This window comes from Paraburkholderia sp. BL27I4N3, assembly GCF_003386115.1.
Taxonomy (GTDB): domain Bacteria; phylum Pseudomonadota; class Gammaproteobacteria; order Burkholderiales; family Burkholderiaceae; genus Paraburkholderia.
This window is the reverse complement of the sequence record NZ_QREJ01000001.1, coordinates 6,939,722-6,960,057: the sequence shown is the minus strand read 5'-3', so window position 1 is coordinate 6,960,057 and position 20,336 is coordinate 6,939,722. Positions and strand designations below refer to the sequence as shown.

The 20,336-nt window shown below is 56.9% G+C and carries 12 protein-coding genes; 6 read left to right on the top strand and 6 right to left on the bottom strand.

Annotation, left to right across the window (positions count from 1 at the left end; genetic code table 11):
* Positions 1-108: 108 nt before the first annotated feature.
* Both B0G71_RS31635 and B0G71_RS31630 read right to left on the bottom strand, forming a co-directional pair.
* Positions 109-855, bottom strand: coding sequence for an SDR family NAD(P)-dependent oxidoreductase (locus B0G71_RS31635; RefSeq protein ID WP_116146740.1), 747 nt, complete (start codon positions 853-855; stop codon positions 109-111).
* A gap of 44 nt (positions 856-899) precedes the next feature.
* Positions 900-1,676: an SDR family NAD(P)-dependent oxidoreductase gene (locus B0G71_RS31630; RefSeq protein WP_116146738.1), complete on the bottom strand. Its 777-nt coding sequence runs from the start codon at positions 1,674-1,676 to the stop codon at positions 900-902.
* A 1,415-nt stretch (positions 1,677-3,091) separates the two neighbouring features.
* Between B0G71_RS31630 and B0G71_RS31620 the strand changes: the two genes are divergently transcribed.
* Positions 3,092-5,494 carry a recombinase family protein gene (locus tag B0G71_RS31620; RefSeq protein WP_258875697.1) on the top strand — a complete coding sequence of 801 codons (2,403 nt, stop codon included), beginning with the start codon at positions 3,092-3,094 and terminating at the stop codon, positions 5,492-5,494.
* A gap of 192 nt (positions 5,495-5,686) precedes the next feature.
* Here the strand turns inward: B0G71_RS31620 and B0G71_RS41060 are convergent, their stop codons facing one another.
* The 3 genes from B0G71_RS41060 to B0G71_RS31610 form a co-directional block, all read right to left on the bottom strand.
* Complete coding sequence (locus B0G71_RS41060) at positions 5,687-6,454, bottom strand: hypothetical protein (protein WP_181916849.1); 768 nt, start codon at positions 6,452-6,454, stop codon at positions 5,687-5,689.
* A 500-nt stretch (positions 6,455-6,954) separates the two neighbouring features.
* Positions 6,955-7,317 (bottom strand): hypothetical protein, encoded by a 363-nt coding sequence (locus tag B0G71_RS31615; protein WP_116146735.1) that lies wholly within the window; start codon positions 7,315-7,317, stop codon positions 6,955-6,957.
* A gap of 289 nt (positions 7,318-7,606) precedes the next feature.
* Positions 7,607-7,822 carry a hypothetical protein gene (locus B0G71_RS31610; protein ID WP_116146733.1) on the bottom strand — a complete coding sequence of 72 codons (216 nt, stop codon included), beginning with the start codon at positions 7,820-7,822 and terminating at the stop codon, positions 7,607-7,609.
* Between the two features lie 179 nt (positions 7,823-8,001).
* Here B0G71_RS31610 and imuA point away from each other — a divergent pair, with 179 nt between their 5' ends.
* From imuA to B0G71_RS31590, 4 genes are read left to right on the top strand one after another with little or no spacing between them, the layout of a single operon-like run.
* Complete coding sequence (gene imuA, locus B0G71_RS31605; RefSeq protein ID WP_116146731.1) at positions 8,002-8,709, top strand: translesion DNA synthesis-associated protein ImuA; 708 nt, start codon at positions 8,002-8,004, stop codon at positions 8,707-8,709.
* Positions 8,639-10,108, top strand: a complete 1,470-nt coding sequence (locus B0G71_RS31600) for a DNA polymerase Y family protein (protein ID WP_181916848.1) — start codon at positions 8,639-8,641, stop codon at positions 10,106-10,108. Before imuA ends, B0G71_RS31600 begins: the two co-directional genes overlap by 71 nt.
* 6 nt (positions 10,109-10,114) lie before the next feature.
* Positions 10,115-13,264: an error-prone DNA polymerase gene (locus B0G71_RS31595; protein WP_116146729.1), complete on the top strand. Its 3,150-nt coding sequence runs from the start codon at positions 10,115-10,117 to the stop codon at positions 13,262-13,264.
* Positions 13,265-13,311: 47 nt separating this feature from the next.
* Complete coding sequence (locus B0G71_RS31590; RefSeq protein ID WP_116146727.1) at positions 13,312-14,274, top strand: SOS response-associated peptidase family protein; 963 nt, start codon at positions 13,312-13,314, stop codon at positions 14,272-14,274.
* A 129-nt stretch (positions 14,275-14,403) separates the two neighbouring features.
* Here the strand turns inward: B0G71_RS31590 and B0G71_RS31585 are convergent, their stop codons facing one another.
* Positions 14,404-15,180 carry a hypothetical protein gene (locus tag B0G71_RS31585; protein WP_147308722.1) on the bottom strand — a complete coding sequence of 259 codons (777 nt, stop codon included), beginning with the start codon at positions 15,178-15,180 and terminating at the stop codon, positions 14,404-14,406.
* 260 nt (positions 15,181-15,440) lie between these two features.
* On the opposite strand from B0G71_RS31585, the gene B0G71_RS31580 reads away from it, so the two are divergent.
* On the top strand, positions 15,441-19,844 hold the full coding sequence (locus B0G71_RS31580; protein ID WP_116146723.1) for an ATP-binding protein: 4,404 nt from the start codon (positions 15,441-15,443) through the stop codon (positions 19,842-19,844).
* Positions 19,845-20,336: the final 492 nt, after the last annotated feature.

Genomic DNA, 20,336 nt, shown 5'->3' with positions numbered 1-20,336 from the left:
TCAAATAGTTATGTACACCTAACATTCATAAGTTCGGTGACGATGACGATTTGCATTGAATTTCCGGTAGACGCTCAGCCGATTTGGCGCTATCAAACTTCCAAAGGTCTAAATCATGTAGTCGCCGCCATTGGGATTGAGGGTTGCTCCGACAAAATAAGACCCTCCATCTGAAGCCAATAGAACTGCAGCTGGTGCAATTTCATCGACGCTCGCCGCGCGTCCAATTGGAAGCTCCGCCAGCTTCGCAACACGGAATGTCTCGGGAAGGCTGCGGAACAACTCGGTATCCACTGGACCAGGACAAATGGCATTCACGGTGATGCCCTGGTTGGCCACCTCGTATGCGAGGGAGCGAGTGAAGCCAATAACCCCGGCCTTCGCGGCGGCGTAGTGCGCCAGCTCCTTGGCCCCTTTGTGCGCAAGCTGGGAGCTAATGTTGATGATGCGGCCGCTACGTTGCTCCTGCATGGCCGGTAGAACAGCACGTGAACAGAGGAACACGCTTCGCAGGTTAATCAACATCATGTCGTCCCACATCGCCGTCGGCATTTCTGCGACGTATGACGCGGACTCGATTCCTGCATTATTGACCAGGATGTCAATCCGTCCGAGCGCAGAGACCGCCGATTCGATGGCCGCATTGATGCTTTGCTCGTCGCCCACATTCGCTTCAATCGCGAAGCCGCGGCCACCAAGGTCGCGAATTTGAGTGACGGTCCGCTCTGCATCCTCCTTGCGAAGGTCCAGCACGGCTACATCCGCGCCGGCCCTTGCGAACGCGAGCGCAATCGCCTGGCCAATTCCGCGGGCGCCGCCTGTAACGACTGCCATTTTGCCGCTGAGACTTTTCATAACCATCGACTCCAGTCTGTCTGTGAGACGTTGAAATTAGCTAGCTAGTGGCTTTGGATGACCAGACCGCCGTCGACAGTCACAGTCTGGCCTGTGAGGTAGCGCGCCTTTTCCGATGCCATAAAGGTGATGACATCCGCCATGTCTTCCGGCTCTCCGGCACGTCCGAGGGGAATTTTGCTGCCAACCGCGTCCAGACCGGCCGCGCCAAGCGAGTGCTGCTCGGAAAGAGCCTGTGCGGTGCGAACGAATCCTGGAGCGAGACCGTTAACTCGAATCCCGTCGCGGCCAAGTTCGACGGCCAGGCCTCGTACCAACCCCACGACACCGGCCTTCGCAGCCGAATAGTGAGCGTGCTCGTCCCACCCGTAAGCGACCCCCATGATGGAGGACACGGCGATAATGCTGCCCTGACGCTTTTGCTTCATCCCCGGGACTGCAGCACGGATGATTCGGAACGCTCCCTTGAGGTCGATGTCCATGGTGAGGTCCCATTTTTCATCGGTCAGCTCGGATAGAGGTACTTTGTGCGCTATTCCGGCGTTCGCTACGACAGTGTCGATTGCACCGTAGCGTTTCTCGACACTGCTGACGACCTCATTGCATGCCGCGCTGTCGCGGACATCGAGCAGGTGGAATTCAGCTGCGCCGCCGCTCGCTTCTATCGCAGCCGCGACAGCCCGACCCTCGGCTTCCAGAACGTCAGTAACGATAACTCGGTACCCCAATGCGCCGAATGCGTTAGCGGTCGCGCGGCCGATGCCGATGCCGCCGCCGGTAATCAAGACAACCTTTTTCTCGTCACGGATTTCGCTGCTCATCTTCGTTTTCCTCACGTGTATGCAAATGTGCTGACCTTCGGCGTTCTACGAGGGCACCCAGGTTCACCGCGCCCGGACATCGCTAGACCCAGCCAACGTCGCGCTGAAGAGCGCTTACGTGAGTCAACTATAAAGCTGCCACCCCCAAATTCAATCTGGTCAATAACAAATGATTCCGTATTATGGACTATACAAACTGGCCCTATCTGCACCATTTTTATATCACGTAACGGTGCATAGAAAGCACCGCTATCGTGCACAAATGCCATTTAATCAAGGCATTCTTGCGCTCAATCCCTGCGGTCCCGTTTCCTTTCAGATAATTTATTGCACAGACTGTTAGAACTTGGAGGCGTATTTTAGAAAATAGTCCATACTATGGAACTCGTGGCTGGGGCTCTGCACGGTTGAGTGACGGACGTCACTTCAAATGGTTTTTCTTAATCTGCGCTGGAATGTGAACGCAGTCTCCTGCGAGCAAAGCAAAGGCTGCCGGCAATTTTGTCCGAGGTCCGCAGCCGGCGACGTACCAGAACCCCAAATCAGGCACGACATGGACTGGTCAGAGTCGCGTCGGCCTCGCTTGCTAACGCCAGAGACCGCAGCAAATTTCTGATTGCAGGCGTGGCATCAGTTTCCGCTGCGGATACGAAACAGAAGGCGCCAAACGTCGGCGCTGTGAGAGCGGCATGGAAAAAATCGCCTGCGGGCACCACCGTTCCCAGGAAAGCGGGAGCGCGTAAGTCGGTGGCAAAACAGGCAACCGTGAAAGCGGCGGTAACCCAAGCTGCTTCGAAAACCCAGAAGAAGACGGAAGCCTAAAAAGGCGGCCGCAAAGAGCTCGCCGGTCGCGAGGAAGCACGTCGCAGCAAAAGCAGTTACAACTGGTCGGGTCAACGAGCTGGGTGCAAAGGCCGACTCGAAGGCGTCGGCGAAGAAGGTGGCCACGAAGAAGTCGGCTAAGGTCGCGTTTAAGCACCCGGTGGCCAAGAAAGTTGTTGCTACGAAAGTTACTGCTACCAGAGAGCCAGTGCCCACGGACGTCGTTGCTGCGAACACGGACGCTGCAGCGGCTTCTGGCGTTACAGCCGAGCTAAGCTTAAACGACTATCAGCTGTTCGCGACTACGGTAGTGGTTGCGACCGCTATCCTGTTCGGGTGATGCCTTTATATAGTGGGCGCCTTCAAAGGGGCTGCGGCCGCAGCCGGTCTACGGCAAAACAAGTCGGAGCATTTCAGGTGCTGCCCGGTAAGGAAGGGCGGACCAGTAGCGAAATCCTGGCATGGCCGTTGTCCGGGACCATGTGGTGGCTGAGCCACTGCCAGGCAGGCTGTCAGAGAGCCGGTGCACAGCCGAGCTTGACTTCGTGCTCGGGTGAACTATGCATAAGAGTGGCAGTTCGCTGGAGACAGCCATGCCTATGTACAAGCCCACAAAACGACAACCGTCCACGCTCTTGAAAGCGGCACAATACATCCGGATGTCGACGGACCAGCAACAATGTTCGCCGGTTTTCCAGAGGCAGGCTATCGCGCAGTATGCGGCAGCGCACTCCATTCGTATTGTTCGCGACTATGAAGACGCAGGTATCAGCGGGCTCACGCTGCGTGCTCGCCCCGCGCTAACCCGGTTGCTTATTGATACGGCCGACCCGGCGCGATGCTTCACACTGATTCTAGTCTACGACGTAAGTCGCTGGGGCCGATTTCAGGACATTGATGAGTCGGCGTTTTACGAATATGTATGCCGGCGCCACGGGGTAAAAATAATCTATGTTGCCGAACCCTTCGAGGTCGACGCCAGTCCGCTGTCGCCAGTGATGAAGGCGCTCAAACGCGTTATGGCAGGCGAGTACAGCCGTGAGCTTTCACGCAAGGTATTTCTCGGGCATTGCATCCTTGCAGAACGAGGCAATCATGTCGGTGGACGACCGCCCTATGGGTACCAGCGGCTACTTCACGATTACAGGCACGGTACGACGCGGGTACTCGATAGGTACGAGTACAAAAGCATCCGAACGGACCGCGTCACATTGACACCAGGGCCGGCAAGCCATGTCGGCATTGTTCGAAAGATTTTTCAGTGGTATGCATGGGAGCAGGCAACGTGCGCGGCGATTGCACAGCGGCTTAACGACACAGGCCTTCTTAACGGCGACGGCAGGGTTTGGCTACCGCGGTACGTCGCCCAGATACTGCACAACCCCGCTTATGTCGGGACAGGCCTTTATAGTCGGACATCGTCGAAGCTAGCTGGCGAGTGGCGTCGCGTCCCGGAAGCAGAGTGGATTTCGGTACCTAACGCTTTCCCAGCAATCGTTAACCTCAAAACGTTCAATGCCGTGCAGCAACGGTTCGCTGACGCCCGCAAGCGGCCCAGCCGAAAGGCATTGCTTGACGGGCTACGCAAAGTGGTTGCCCGTCACGGGCGCGTCAACCAAGGGTTGCTTAGACGGTACCGACGCACACCTTCAGTCAGAGCGGTGATGACCGAATTCGGTAGCCTTAACGCGGCATACCGCGAAATCGGCTATGCGCCCAACCTCAATCCCGTGCGCGAAGAAAATCGCGACCGGGAGCACCGCATGGAAGCATTGGTAGCAATGCTGACAGCCAACGCGCTCACGGAGCGGGGGCACACCGTCACTTACGAGAAACAGTCGCTCACTCTCTGCGTGGACCATGTGCTCACGTTCCAGCTGGTCGTCCGCGCGCCGTGGATGGTGCACGGGACAACACCTTACTGGAGTGCGCGCTGGCCCAATCTTTTCGCAATCGATTTTCTGGTGTTCTGCCGCATGGCCCGCGACAGCAAAGAACTTCTGGATTTTTTCGTGATTCCGTCTGGATATTTGACACCTGGCAAGTTCGAAACACTCGTTGGACCGTCCGCGCGCGACTACACAATGTATCGCCACCTTGACCTGCGCGTATTACTCGAGCTGGCCGACCAAGTCAATCTGACGGGTGCTGTGATGTTGGCTGTCCAGTCCGAGAAAGCTTCCTCGACGCGTCTGCAAAATGTTTTAGACCGTGTGCAACCTAAGCCTCGACACCTGAGCAAGCCTTCCCGTCCTCCTCGAGTCAGACGCATCCAGCTCTCGATGCAACAGCAAGTGTTCAAGGCAAAATTTCTTTCGGCCGCCATGGAGCAAGTTGCCGAAGTCAACCGCGAGCTCGAACGTGCCCTGAGTGAGTTACTCAGACACACCGGATTCGTCGCTGTACTCGCCGACTCGGGAATATCTGTTTTACCGCGGCTACTCGTCTCGCGAGTCATTTGGGCACACTCGTCGCAGGCACTCCTTGCAAACTCCGTTTCGACCGATGGGCAAATCGGGGAGCGTTCATCAGGTACCGCGGTTTGCTTATATCCAGAGTCGCTACCCAGGCTCACAGTCAACGTCCTGCAACGCATGAGCACGGCACGAGCAGATTCGGCAATGGGGCTGATGAACAAAACAACCTGCGTTGCAGGCGATTTTGCGCTGGCATTGCTGGCTGCGACACCGGACGACGACCTCCGTGTAATTCCGGCGGGCGCATGCGCGAATGGGCGGCTACGTAGACGACTGGCACGGCAGGAGCGTGAGCTACGCGAGGAGCTAGGCGCTATTGAACGATTCACAGCGACGTACCAGCTGGAATTGGTGGAATTGACATTGCACCGGTCGCTCGGCCGGCAATTGGTAGCGCAGTCGCGGATTCAGACATGGTTGTACAACCGTGACTACCGGTATCTTGAACTACTTCAGTCGGTTGCCGGCCGAGCGGGCCCTCTAAACACTCCACGGCGCGTCATGCGGGTCGCACAATAAGAGGCGCGCGGCACTGCAGACCTCGCGCAAAGTCGGTGAGGTCCAGTCGTCGCCATCCAAGTCTGAAATCGAATCTCTGCGGCGAGAGCGAATGGCTGGTGGGGCTCAGACGGTAACTTTTGGGCGAAGCTGCACGGACTAGAAGCAGGACGCCTGCATGCAAACGGTGCCCCTGCAATTTCGCCTCGCTCATTAGCTCGATTTGCGCGACTCAGTGCGAGAATGTTTCCCGTGCTGATAGATGCTCCAGCCCGATGGCCCTTGAATGAACCCGAAGCCGGAGAGTGACGTTCCCCAGTAATCGCTTTCCTTTCCTAGTCTGCTGACCCAAAACTCACGCTCGAACAGAGCAATCAAATTCTGCCTGTTGCGCTCGAGTGTATGCTCGGATTTTTGCAATACTGCATGCTCTATTGCTTCCTCGAACCGACGACTTTCGAACTGTAGCGGATAGGGGCACAAGACAAGGAGTGCCGGGCTGTGACGGCTAACGAGAACGTCTAGAAGATACCTGGCGACAACTACACCTAACCGACTTCCTTGCAGGTCATGCCTGAGTTCAAGTCCTTCGAAATAAATAATAGGACCTCGTTCGAGCACACGACTGATGTCTTCAGCAGCCGTTTCGACTAGCCCTGAAGCCAGTTGTTCGAGCGAATGCGACACAACATCGCATGCGTAGCAAAAGTCGTCATTGGTGACGGCAACGCGGCCCGCCTCGATGACATCGAAACGTATCCAGCACGCGGGGCGGAGGTCATTTGCGAGGTTCGCGGAAGCTCGTATCTCTCTGATTCGTGGGCTGTGGCCTTGCCATCGGTTTCGCGATGTCGTATAGCGTATCGTCGCACCGGTGGCTGGTTCCACGATGCACTGTGCTGTAGTGTCAAGGTCGCCGTGGCTTCGAAAGAAACCATCGAACTGTGGTTCTGTTGCGGACCCTTCGAAGTTGTCTCTCATATCAGGAACCTCTGGGCGATGCTGAGTTGCGAGCAAGACCCGACTCAAATTTCAAGCAAATTCCGCCATCTCATCTTACGAAGTCTCTCGAAACGACTGCAACAGGCTGACGATTGAGTCTGAAAACTGTGCGCTCTCGAAACGGCACGCAGGGCCCAAAGGGCACTGTCAGGGAATGTCTTTTAACTTCTTCACTCATCTGAAGGGTTCTTTCAAGACGCGAAGCCACTTACTGGATGGAAGTCTTTTTAGCTCACGGGTTCAAGCCACCCGTGAGTATCAGCCCACGCACGAACCCGAGCACTGTCAAAGGCTTGAGCTTCATCTGGCGTTTCGCACGTGGCAAGAAACATCAGAACCTTCAATGAGTATCCGGGCGGACGTAAGCGTCCCGCTGGCATCGAAGTGCTCCTGCTGAAGGAGAGGGTGTCCGCAGATTCATAGCCCTTGTACACTTCGGGTTCCATGATTTTCCCCTGCCTCAACGGAAGGCTCGAATCTCATGCAAAGTCAATACCCACACATTTTTGCCAGATACGAGCCACTACAGGCGACGCGAAGTTCACCGTGAACTGTTCAGTGAACAAGTGGCTCACATTGGCCTTCTGAATATCTGTCTGGCAGCCAACAACCGACGCTGCAGCTATAGCGTGAGCTTCTGCGGCAATTGTCACCCTCTCGAGCCATGTCGCAACGCAAGCATTTCTAGCGAGCCAAAGGCGAGACGACTCCACCATGTTTTCGCTACTCAGCCAGCGTCCCTGCAATTTGTATGCAGCGACGTCACTGACAGCGAGATAGCAGCGCAGAACCGCCGCGTGCGCGTCGGTCAAAACGGGAAGCCTAATCGTATCTTCAAACATGCCAATCTCCGGTGCAGCTTGCACAGATAGGACAGTATCTAGCAATTTTGCGCGATGGCATTGAGCAAGTCTGCAGTGTTGCGCGAAAAGCCTGTTTGTCCGGCTATCTCGCGACCGTTGTCCCGCCGGCCAAATGCCTTGATTTCCATTGCCTGCTCGTGAGCCAGCATCCGCGGCCAAGGCCGCCATCGTCTCCCAGGTGGGTCAGGTTTGCTCCCGCGCCAAGGTCATTTTTGCGTCGGCGCAACAAATACTTCTCCGATTGGAGCGGCCACACCGGCGATTGCCATTACGCATGGTGCCTGAGCCGCTTGGTATCTACCCCGGCTGCCTTCAGCGCAGCGTCAATTGCCATCAGTTCCTGGCCGAAATCGAGCGACCACTCTTCGCCGTCACACCGCACGGTCATGCCGTTGTGCATTGAAATCAGGCCGCGAGCCTTGAACAAGGCATCCACAAGCTTTGATTCGCGTTCGGCTTCCCTGACCCATTCATCCGCTCTCATGTGAAGTATCCCTCAGAAAAAAACATGCAGCCGACCTCGGCATCCAAGCGAGCGCACGTTCGACATCAGGCGCGCTGCTCCATAACGCTCGTGGTCCCGCCATTGCAAAAAAGTGTCAGTTCACGACGGCGGATTTGCGTGTACGATACTGTATAAATATACAGGTTTTTGCTCGCTCAATGTCCACTGCTACTGTCCCGGTTGAGGAGATACATCCGTCCTTGTGGCGGGCGTCGCAGCTCGCGCGTAGCCGTGGAAGGGTTGTGGAGACTGGCTACCCGGCGCTATCGGCGGAACTACCCGGTGGTGGCTGGCCCGTCGGAGCGCTGGTCGACCTGCTGGTCCAGCAAGCCGGCGTGGGTGAGCTCCGGCTCTTGCGCCCGGCACTCAGTGCCACAGGTGACCGGCCGGTTGCGTTCGTCCAACCACCGCATACCCCCGACGGCTTGGGGCTCAGCTACATCGGGCTGTCCCTGGACCAGGTGCTTCGAGTGAACACACCGAAGACCGCAGATGCGCTGTGGTCAGCCGAGCAGATTCTTCGCGCCGGCAGTTGCGGCGCACTGATTTTCTGGACGCAGTACGCCCAGGCTTCTTCGCTTCGCCGTCTGCACCTTGCTGCCCAGTCGTCGGAAACGCTGTTCATCATGGTGCGGCCGCTGGCCAGCGGACAGGACGCGTCGCCTGCGCTCCTGCGGCTCGCGCTCAGACCATCCGCCGATGGGCTGACCGTCGACATCGTGAAACGACGAGGGCCCTCCCGCGCAGAGCCTCTGTCGATTCCCCTTCAACCAACCCCTGTTCTGCTTTCCCGCCATGCGCGTCTTTCTCGCCGTCCACCTGCCGAAGTTGCCGCTCGAGGTCTTCAGACCGAAGTGGTCACCTGAGCATGCTCACGGCAGCGCCGTGCTTGAGAAAGACAGGGTCGTCATTGCAGATGCCACTGCGCGTCTGGCTGGCGTGCGTCTTGGAATGAAACGCGGTGGGGTACTGACGCTGTCCCCTGAGACGGCGATGCATGAACGCGACATTGGCCGGGAAGGCGCTGCGCAGCGCGAAGTTGGCATCTCACTGATGCGCTTTTCACCTGAGGTTGCACTGCTCGATGAGGCCACAGTCGTGGTCGAGGTCGGCGCGAGTTTGCGCCTCTTCGGTGGCTTGCTTGCATTGAGTCGTGAAGCGAAAGCCGTCCTTGGTGCTCTCGGGTTCACCGCGCGCATCAGCGCGGCCCCGACGGGCCAAGGTGCCTGGTTGCTCGCGAAATACGGGAATCGTCGAGTTTTGAAACTCGCGTCGCTAGAGCATCGGCTGTCCGCACTGCCAATGGCCGCGGTCCCTGAAGTCCGTCCGTTTTTCGACTGGTTTAATGGTCTGGGCTGCGAGACCATAGCGGACATACGGCGCCTGCCCCGCGCAGGGCTGCAACGCCGGTGTGGCGAGCACTTTCTGGATTCTCTCGACAGGGCCTTCGGCACGGCGCCCGAACTGTTCGACTGGCTGGAGCTGCCGCCAACCTTCTCCGCGCGCCTTGAGATGCCGGACCGGCTTGAGCACGCAGACGGAGCGGTATTCGCTGCACATCGATTAATTGTTCAGCTATGTGGATGGCTTTCCGCAAAACAACTCGCAGTCACAGGCGTCCGCCTTTCACTTGAGCATGAGCGCGGACGCGACGCGATTGAGCCAACCATCGTCAACATTGCATTGGGCGAACCGACATGGCGTGAAGAACATCTGGTCAGACTGGTGAAGGAACGGTTGCATCGCATCGAACTCGTCGCGCCGATGATTGCCTTGCGGCTCGATGCTACGAACGTCGAGTCTGCAGCGCCGGCATCTGACACGCTGTTCCCTGAACCCGGTGGCTCTAAAGAGGACCATCAAAAACTGCTCGAACTGCTTGTCGCGCGGCTGGGCGAAGACAACGTCCTGCGGCCGGCGCCAACGGCCGACCACCGTCCCGAAATTGCAAACCGCTGGATTCCTGTCACGCAGAAGAAAAAGTCAGACACCCTCCCGGATGGACTACCGAGGCCAACCTGGATGCTCCCGACACCCGTCCGCCTGCTGATGCGCAAGCACCGCCCGTTTTATGGCTCGCCGTTGCGCATGGTGTCGCCTGGCGAGCGCATTGAAGCCGGTTGGTTTGATGGTGAGCTCGTCACGCGTGACTATTTTGTCGCGCAGGGCGAAGACACAAGCTGCTACTGGATTTACCGTGAACGCGTCAGTAGCCGTGACGCTGAAGAAGACCAGCGCTGGTTTCTCCATGGCCTCTTCGGATGATGTGCTGTGGATACGACCTTCAATATCCTTCCGGCTTACGCCGAGCTTTTCTGCCGGTCGAACTTTTCATTCCTGCGAGGCGCTTCACACGCAGAAGAGCTTGCCGAGCGCGCGGCGCAGTTGGGTTACTCAGCGCTCGCCGTAACGGATGAGTGCTCACTGGCTGGCGTGGTGCGCGCTCACGTCGCCGCGAAGACAGCAAAGCTTCCTTTTATCGTCGGCGCCTATTTCAAGCTGGTCAACGCCGACGGGTCGCCGGCGTTCGGAATTATCCTGCTGGCGAAGAATCGAGAGGGATACGGCAACCTGTCCGAACTCATCACTCTCGCCCGGACACGCGCACCGAAGGGCGAATATCGACTCACGCCTCAGGACCTGTCGCGACCAGAGAAGGAATATCACCATCTGCTGGGAGCGCCAGATTGTCTTGCGATTCTCGTCCCCGACTTCCCCGCAAAAGAGGACGTGCTGGAAGCGCAGGTCGAATGGCTCGACGACACGTTCACGGGTCGTGCATGGGTCGGTCTGGTGCTACATCAACGCGCAATGGACGACATCCATCGTGGTGCGGTTGAGTTTGTCGCTCGCAACTTCGATGTCCCCGTAGTTGCGCTCGGCGACGTTGTCATGCATGTGCGCTCCAGGAAACCTCTGCAGGACACAATGACCGCTATCCGTGTCGGCAAGCCTGTTCATGAATGTGGCTATGACCTCGCGCCCAACGCAGAACAGCATCTGCGCTCGCGATTGCGACTGGCCAATTTGTATCCAGATGACGCGCTCGCTGCGACTGTAGACATTGCGAATCGCTGCACTTTTTCGCTCGATGAGTTGCGCTACGAATATCCCGACGAACTGGTGCCCGCGGGTATTACGCCGGCTGCGTATCTACGGCAGGAGACATATATCGGCGCGCAGCGGCGCTTTCCATCTGGCATTCCGCACAAAGTGCAGGAGCAGATTGAGCATGAGTTAGACCTGATTGGAGACCTTCAATACGAGCCGTATTTCCTGACCGTCTATGACATCGTGCGTTTCGCGCGGAGCCAGCACATCCTCTGTCAGGGGCGAGGGTCGGCTGCCAACTCTGCCGTTTGTTACTGCCTGGGTGTTACAGAGGTCGACCCCGCGCGCGGCAACATGCTGTTCGAGAGATTCATCAGCAAGGAGCGCGGTGAGCCGCCGGACATTGATGTGGACTTCGAGCACCAGCGACGCGAAGAAGTCATTCAATACATCTACCGGAAATACGGTCGCGACCGCGCTGCGATTGCGGCCGCAGTGTCGACGTATCGGCCACGCGGGGCGCTGCGCGAGACGGGAAAGGCCCTCGGCGTTGACCCGCAGATTGTCGACCTGGTGGCGAAGTCACATCACTGGTTCGATACCAGTCAGGACCTGCTGAAACGCTTCGCGGAGTCAGGCCTTGACCCGGAGAAGCCGCTTATCCAGGCGTGGGCAAGACTTGCCTCCCAACTCCTCGGCTTTCCACGGCACCTGTCGCAGCACTCAGGTGGCTTTATCATCAGTCGCGGCAAGCTCACGCGCCTCGTCCCCGTTGAAAACGCCGCGATGGCAGACCGCAGCGTGATTGAATGGGACAAGGACGACCTTGAATCACTGGGCTTGCTAAAGATTGACGTCCTTGCCCTCGGGATGCTGTCAGCGATTCGCCGCACGCTCGACATTGTGTCGGAGCAGCGCGGTGAACGTTTCGAAATGCAGGACATCCCGCCTGAGGACCCCGCGACGTACGAGATGATTTCTGCGGCGGACACCGTTGGAGTCTTCCAGATTGAATCTCGCGCCCAGATGTCGATGCTGCCGCGCATGCAGCCCCGCACGTTCTACGATTTGGTCATCGAGGTCGCCATCGTTCGGCCAGGCCCAATTCAGGGCGGCGCTGTTCACCCGTACCTGCAGCGGCGGCAGGGCTTCGAGCCCGTGACTTATCCGAGCGATGCGCTGAAGACCGCGCTTGGCCGCACGCTCGGTGTGCCAATTTTCCAGGAGCAAGTAATGCAGGTTGCCATCCTGGCAGCCGGTTTCACTCCGGGCGAGGCTGATGGCTTGCGGCGAGCCATGGCCGCCTGGAAGCGCAAAGGCGGCCTCGAAAAATACTACAACCGCATCGTGGTCGGCATGCAGGAACGCGGGTACGACCTTGCCTTCGCCGAGTCAATTTTCGAGCAGATAAAAGGCTTCGGTGAGTATGGCTTTCCAGAGAGCCATGCGGCCAGCTTCGCGCTGCTCGTGTACGCGAGCAGCTGGTTGAAGTGCCACGAACCAGAAGCGTTCCTCGCCGCGATGCTGAACTCGCAGCCAATGGGCTTTTACTCGCCTTCGCAGTTGGTGCAGGACGCGCAACGTCATGGTGTCAGGGTATTGCCAGTAGATGTCTCCATCAGCGGATGGGATTCGTCACTTGAGCACGGTGCTAGCGCGACCCGACCGGCTGTTCGCCTCGGTTTGTCGCTGCTTCGTGGCATGAAGGATGGCGCCGCAGAACGGATTGAAAATGCGAGGGCAGTCCGGCCGTTCGTGAACGTCAGCGACCTTGCTCGCAGGGCGCAGCTGGACCGGAAAGACCTGCATGTTCTTGCCGACGCGAATGCGCTGGCGTCGCTCGCTGGAAACCGCCGCGAGGCGCTCTGGCAGTCGGTCGCCGCGGTGCCGGACAAGGACATGCTGGCCATCGCCGCGGTTCAGGATGAAACCCCTGAGCTGGGCGCGCCAACGGAAGCGCACGACATCGTCGCTGACTATCGGTCTGCCGGCCTCACGCTTGGGCGACATCCTTTGGAACTGCTTCGGCCGCAACTGCTTGAGAACCGCCTGATGCCAGCTTCGACCTTGCGTACCTATCGCGACGGCCGCCTGGCCCGTGGGTGTGGGCTTGTGACCGTACGTCAACGCCCTGGCACCGCAAAAGGTGTGATGTTTGTGACTTTGGAAGACGAGACCGGCAACGTGAACGTCATCGTCTGGCCCAGCCTTCTCGAGAAGCAGCGCAAGGAAGCGCTTGGCGCATCTTTGCTTGCCGTGTACGGGACGTGGCAATGCCAGGGAGAAGTGCGACATCTTGTGGCGCAGCGCCTGGTCGACATGTCTCACCTGCTGGGCGGCCTAATCACAACGAGCCGGGACTTTTGCTGACCCGGCTGAAGAATTGCGTATTATCGAAGCATAGAACGGAGGCATCCATGTGCTACTCGGCCCAGATTCAAGCTGACTACCGCAAGTTCGTACGCATGTTTGGCGCCATCATGGACATAGGCGAATTCGCTCGCCTGTTTTTCGAGCGCGCTGAAGGTGTCAGTAAAGCGAAGGTGCCCAAGGCGATGGAACATGCCTTCGCCAAACCACAAACGGACGCGGAACGCGAAATTAAAGCAGCCATCGACCGGTTCAATGCAGCTCAGAGCTCGAAGCTTGAGCAGGACCTGTTCAAGCAGCGGAAGCGCCTGGCAGACGCGGAACGTACGCTTCAAACAAACATCACCAAGGCAGCCACCGAGAGTCAGCGAATCGCGACGGACAAAATCTCCTGGGCACTTGGCAAGCTTGAGGACATCCAACGAACCACGCCCAAAGCACGCGATTCGCGCATTTTCCCCGGTCACTACGCGCCGGTTATGGTCATGGAGGATGGCCAGCGCGTCGTGAAGCCAATGCGCTACCAATGCCGTATTGCTGGCAAGCCCGCCAGTTACGACGTCAAATATCCCGGGACCTACAACGCACGGCGCGACAATCTCGAGGGCTTCTGGAAGCCGTGCTTTGGCAACACTCACGGAATAATGCTCGTCGATGTGTTCTATGAAAATGTGCGCAAAGCCAAATTTGAAGGCACGCTGTCCGAGACGCACGACCGTGACGAAAACGTTATTCTTGAATTCAGGCCGAGCAACGGCGAACTAATGCATGTCGCATGCCTGTGGTCTCGCTGGACCGCGCCGGGTCAGCCGGATTTGCTCTCGTTTGCTGCAATCACGGACGAGCCACCGCCCGAAGTCGCAGCGGCCGGCCATGACCGCTGTATCATCCCAATCAAACCTGAAAACATCGACACGTGGCTCAATCCAGACCCGAAGAATTTAGACGCGATGTACGCGCTACTTGACGACAGGGCGCGGCCATACTATGAGCATCGACTGGCGGCATAGCGGTGCCAAACGAGCATCCGAAGTGGACGTCAGCCGCTCCATCCGCGAGTGAGGATATGGGGATGACGTCGTAGTGATTGACGCAAGCTGCTCTGGCGACACGTTGGCCCGGTACAAGGCACCGACTCTCTAATAAGCTTTACATTCTCGGCGGGTCGCGGCTGAAGCAACACGTTTGGCGACCGAGTACAGTCGAGTCGCAACATGGGTCGCTGCGACATATTGCTTCGTGTTGGCCGCCCCTTTCGAAGTATCAGCGGGCCTCGAAAACTGGACCAAGATTCCCAAATTGGCAAGCTTAGGCGCGAAGGGCCCGACGTCAGAAAAAAGATTTACCGGTACGTCGGCATTTGTGAATGTGTTCCTAGTTGCTTTCGCAGTGACATGCTCAACAGCTACAACACCCGGAAACGTAGGTAATTGAAGCGTCGGGTGCGTCGGTTTGTGCGTCTTTGCATGCGCGCGTTCGAACCATTCAATGAACTCGACAAAATCTCGGTCATTCAGGGTCTCAGCAGCCATGAACATCTGTTCCTCGTCATCGGTCGCCTTGGAGTCTCGTCGCAGTATGACAGCCGTAAGCACGCCAATGACCATCGGACCGATGTCCTTGCTTGCGCACAAAGCAACTCGCCGATAAGCATCAAAGAGCAGCGACGTCTCGGCGTCGCCGTCCGCTAACTTTTCGAGCAAATCGTTTAGATTCGCAGACTCAAACTTCTCATCACCCTGCTTTCTAACCTCGTCGAGCAGTTGAGCCAGGAATACCTCTGCTCGATGTTTGCTCCAGCGACCTACAACTTGTGCCTTAAACTTATCAATTAACAGGTCAATACCAATATCCTTGGCTTTATCGACCAGCATTTTTCCTGCTGCAGAAGCAATTGCAACCGATACTATGTCCATGATTTCTTCGTGCTTCCCATCTATGATGTTGAACTACCGATTCAAACCGCATACCGGCAAAGCAAGGTGAAGAGCCATCGTGAATTCGTTGGTTACCTCGGCCGTCCTCTCAAACCAGTATCTACCGGTCGCTATGTCCTGCGACAGTCTTTCATAAGCCCCTCATCGGCGAGATTGCTATGCACATTTTCGCAATGATGCCGCAAACCGTCATGATAGTTTGATGCTGACAATCAAGCTTTACCAAACGTTCGTCGACCATGGCTGCCCACGTTAAAAGCACTGCTATTCCCGCTGCAGGATACGTCTATCAAACGATGCAGGGGGTCAATCTACTTTGCGATTGGCTTGATGCCCCCACCCGCTACACGAGAGTTCGCTTCGAGTGCGACGCAGACGAGGTTGCTCCTCAAGGCCTCGACGACCTTGTCGCGGAGCGCCCTGACGGGAAGGTTGACTTGTGGCAGGTCAAGTTCACCCCGGCAGAAGAAAAGCATTTGTTGGATTGGAACTGGTTGCTAGAGCGGCCAGGAAAGAAGGGAGGGAAATCCCGGTCAAACCTGAGAAAGTGGTTCGATGCGCTTAAACAAATCGAGAGCAACCGCGTTGGGCATGTTCGCCTCCTAACAAACCGGATACCCGATTCCAGCCTCGAAGCATGCCTCGCCGGGGGCAGCCGCATTGATTATACGAAGGCGCCTGCGGAAATCCAGCATCAAGTGATTGAAGAGCTGGGCGGCCCATCCAATGCAAAGGAGCTTTTTGATGCGCTCGACGTCCGTCACAGCGACAAGGGTTTCGCAAGTATCGAGAGCCACGTCACGGCGAGGCTCAGACGCCATTCAACACCTCAGGGTGTTGAGGCGCTCAAGAACCGGGCCATCCATTGGTCCATTCAAAAAAATCAGCCTGCCCCGGACGGCTGGATTACGCTCGAACTGCTTCGCGCGACCCTGCTTGTCGAGGCTCCCGAACCGCTACCCGAAAACTTTGCCATCCCACCGGGATACCGCGTACCTGACACTGCGTTTTTTCTTTCGTTCATTAACGCCATTGAAGCTATTCCAACTGAACCGATTGTGCTGACTGGGCCGCCTGGTCGCGGCAAGAGTACCTTCCTCAGCAAAGCATGCGAGCTATTGCAAAAGAAGGGCGTACCGTTAGTGCGGCATCACTACTATCTCTCGTCAACGGACCGGTCGCACGACCGCCATACGAGCTTTGTCGTCGAAGAGTCTCTACTAGCTCAAATCCAGCACTTTCATCCCGACGTCCACGTGCCCGACCGCGCTTTAGGCTCCGCCCTCGCCGCATGCGCGGCTCACTACAAGAAACGCAATAAGCCATTCGTTCTCGTTCTTGATGGTCTCGACCATGTCTGGCGCAACCAAGGCCAAGACAAGCGCCCGCTAGATGAAATCTTCAATCAAGTGCTGCCGGCATTCGACAATTTGGTCGTTGTGGTAGGAACCCAACCCGTCGAAGACGCACAGCTGCCGAGTCGGTTGCTTGCCGGCACGCCTCGCAGTACCTGGAGAGAGCTCCCGGTCATGTCGGCGGACGCGGTCCTTCAATACGTACGGAAACAGGTCGAACAAGGTCGGCTACAGATAGAACACAAGCGCCCGTACGCTGAAGAGGAAATCCAGTCAGCTGCGACTGAAGTACGTGCGCGTACGAATGGTCACCCGCTGCACGTAATATATGCAATAGAAGAACTCATCCGCTCAGCCCGCCCACTCTCGAAATGGAGCGTTGAACAACTCCTTGGAGATATGAGCAAGGATGTAAAAACATACTATGCCTCACTATGGAATCTTCTTCCAGCTAGCCAGAAGGACGTGTTGAGGCTCGTCTGCGAATTCCAGTTTTTTTGGCCGACATCTGGTTTTGCTCAGATAGCTCGGATTGCCGGTGCGCCGGTACCCGAGGTTTCCGCAGTAATGCATTTGCTCTACAGTTCTCCAGCGGGGCTCAAACCATTTCACGAAAGCTTGGTCGTCTTTATCAAGCAGACCGATGACTATGCGCCTCGAGTCAAAGCGTTGATACCATCGGTGGAGCGCTGGCTTAGCCATGAGGCGCCAAATAGCTTGCGCGTCAACTGGTTGTGGTCTGTGAAAGCGAAACAAGGCCATCCCGAAGACCTCATTGAAGGTCTACAAAGGGATTGGATAATCGACCGATTATGCGAGGGATACCCTACTGAGCTATTCGAGAGTCTTATGGCAGACGCAGAGGAACACGCTGTTTGCCGTGCGCGCTATGCAGATGCCTATCGCCTCCGTCATCTAAAAACGAGGTCGCTGAACAGCCTGTCCTACCAGCTTACTGGAATCGATGCGGTGCGCCTCAAAGCTTGCACATGGACGCTTGCGCGAGACTCTAGCGTTATGGAGGAAGCCGTTGCATCACGGCACGAGACATCTACCCTCGACGTGGCAGCACTAAGCCGCGCCCTTGTGACGCGCGGTGACTACGGTACCGCGCGAAAGAGCGCCACGGAAGCCCTGCATCGATTCAGAGGTGAAAGTCGTTTCGTAGGCCGACGTTGGGGCTACGAGTCGCGGGCGGAGGAACTGTACCTCGCGAGCACCTTCGTTGGCCTCGGAGTGGCTGGAAGTACGCCCGAACGAGCTGCAGAAATCGTCATGTCGAGCTCCCTTGAAATCGGGGAAAAAGTCGTCGGGGCTTACGTCGACGCTGACAATGTCAGCGGACTTGTTCAGATAGCGAGCCTACTTCCGCAGGGTGAGCAGAAAGCCATGGTATGCGATGCCGCGGTTCGAGCCGCGGCTTTAGCTGATGCCGAGCTCGTCTCGTGGAGTAATTTTCAAGACTTGTCTTGTGGCCTGTTGGCTGCGTGCATGGGTGCAATGAAGGGAAAAGACATTCTGGTCTTCCCCGGTGGCTCTGAGGTCGATTGGTCGCAAGCGCAGTACGACGATAGGCAAGAAGCGTTGACGCAACTTGCGCGCTTTTGGTTCTTCGGCGCAGTACACCTGCACATGACAGTTGCTGGGGAAGATTTTTGCTTTATTAAGACACCGACGTTCAAGGACCGTGAGAATGTATCTGACTACCTCGAGAACCTCACGGCTGTTGCGGCGGACGTAGCAAAGCGCTGGTCAGCCGGGGAATCGGTCTCGTTCCTCTATGTCCATCGGTCGTTCGAATCTATCCCGGTGCCGGATTACAGCAACTATCAGCGTGGCGAAGGCGCGGCGACTTTTCGCCGAGCTCTAAATGCGCTTGCGGTTGACGTTCATCTGCTAGATTCGCGGATAAGCGGCAACACCTTGGTCACCTCCAAAGAGGTAGATGAAGCATTGCGGCTTTCGTGGTTTGACGCCGACCATTTTCGTTCAGTCTATGTATCGGAACTCGTCAAGGTGCTCACCGACGACGCAGCAGAATTCTTTATTCTCCGGCAACGAGACGACCGCAATGCCGTGGTCGAAGAGGAAACTGGAGCCCGGATGCGCGCGTTCTTGGACCTCTGTGAGATGTCACTCCGGCACGGCCTCGCAAACCTGGCGGGAGAACTCTGCCGGGTGACGTGGGAACTGGTGCTTGGTTACGGGCAACGAAAAGACCCCGCCCTCCCAGATGTGATGGATGCCATCAGCTACCTGACGTCCGTTGCTCCCGACGACGCTCGTCGACTGCTCTACGAGATTTCGCCTCAGATTGAAAACGTCTCCGTTTATACGGACGGCAAGGGAACCAGGCATGTCGTTGCTGAGGCCAATGAGCTTCTAGCAAGGTTAAATCGAGAAGCACTGGCTGAAAAACACAGACAACACGTCGAGCTTGGACAATGGGATGAAGCAGAAAAAAGTCTTGCGACCTATATGACAACCGCAGAAGCCATATCCCGCACGCTCGCCGCAGTAGCCAGAACGGGTATGCAAGTTGAAGCTGTCCGCGATTTGGAGGATGCCGCCAAGTTGGGGAACAATAACGCGTCGCAGCTTCGTGACTTGGCTAACGAGCATATGGGTTGGGACATCGGCACGATAGCGAAGCCAGAATCAGGCGGCACATCAACTGAGTTTCCTCCGTTTGAAGGCGACGTAAGCACATACGCCGTCAACGAACTGAAAAGACTTCAGACAGACCTTGCTGAACACTATGGTGTTCGCCGTGAAGTTTTGAAGCAATGGTACGCTCATTGGGAATCGCAGGGTCTAGGCTCGGACCTTATCCAAAACTTAGAGCCTATGTTGCTATCTGCTGACTGCCGCGATAACGACCTTGCGGGGCTTCTTGACGCTGCGTTTGCGACAAAGCTCAGGCTTGAAGGGCCAAGAGCGGCTTTCCCCTATATCGTCCAAGCGCAGCGCATGAACGGTGGGTGGCTGGGGCCGATGTATTTTGAAAGCAGGAAAGAAACCGAGAGTCGACTTCGCATCGCGGCAACGAAGTATCGGAGTCGTGGCGACGAATTCTTCCTTAAGTCTGCGTTCGGTCTTTTCGGGCCAAAACCTGACCGAGTTATTCCAACCGACATCATGGTATTTTTCCTAGGACAACTAGGCCGCACCGGCGAAGCAGTAGCGTTCGCAGAGGCAATGGTTCGCAGCGTTCAGGAGGATACGAGAACTCTCCGACTCGAGAGACCTGCGTGGGCCGGGAAATTGATGAACGGAGCTTCAGCTTGAACTCTGACCTTGCGATGCTCATCGCGCGCTTAAGATGGCCTGTCGCATCAACTCGATGGTGGGCAATGCAAGAGCTTGCCACCCTCCTACTCGCACCTGAGATGCGTGAGGAGGTGACAACTTCCTTGCTTCAGGAGTTGAAGGGCTGCAAAGTGGAGGCGGAGACTGTCGAGCTCGTATGTATATTCTGGATGGCGACGAAGAGAGGTTTTATCCCGCCGCCAGAACTGGGTTCGAGTCTCGAACGGCCTTCCACACTATCCTCTCTCTTAATCCGCGATTGTGGCCTTCCCTCGGAAGACGACCGCGAGCATCATTTGCAGGTTGCTCCTCCGGATTTTCAAGAATCGCCAAAGTTCTTCGAGATGCAAGGCGCTGACGTGCCGCGGTTTTTCCTGACCGCGATGCAGCGACTGGAGCAACGTTCGAACTTACCGTTTGTTCGGCAGTGCAACTACGAATGGACATCGTCCGCAGACTCTTTTCCAGGCG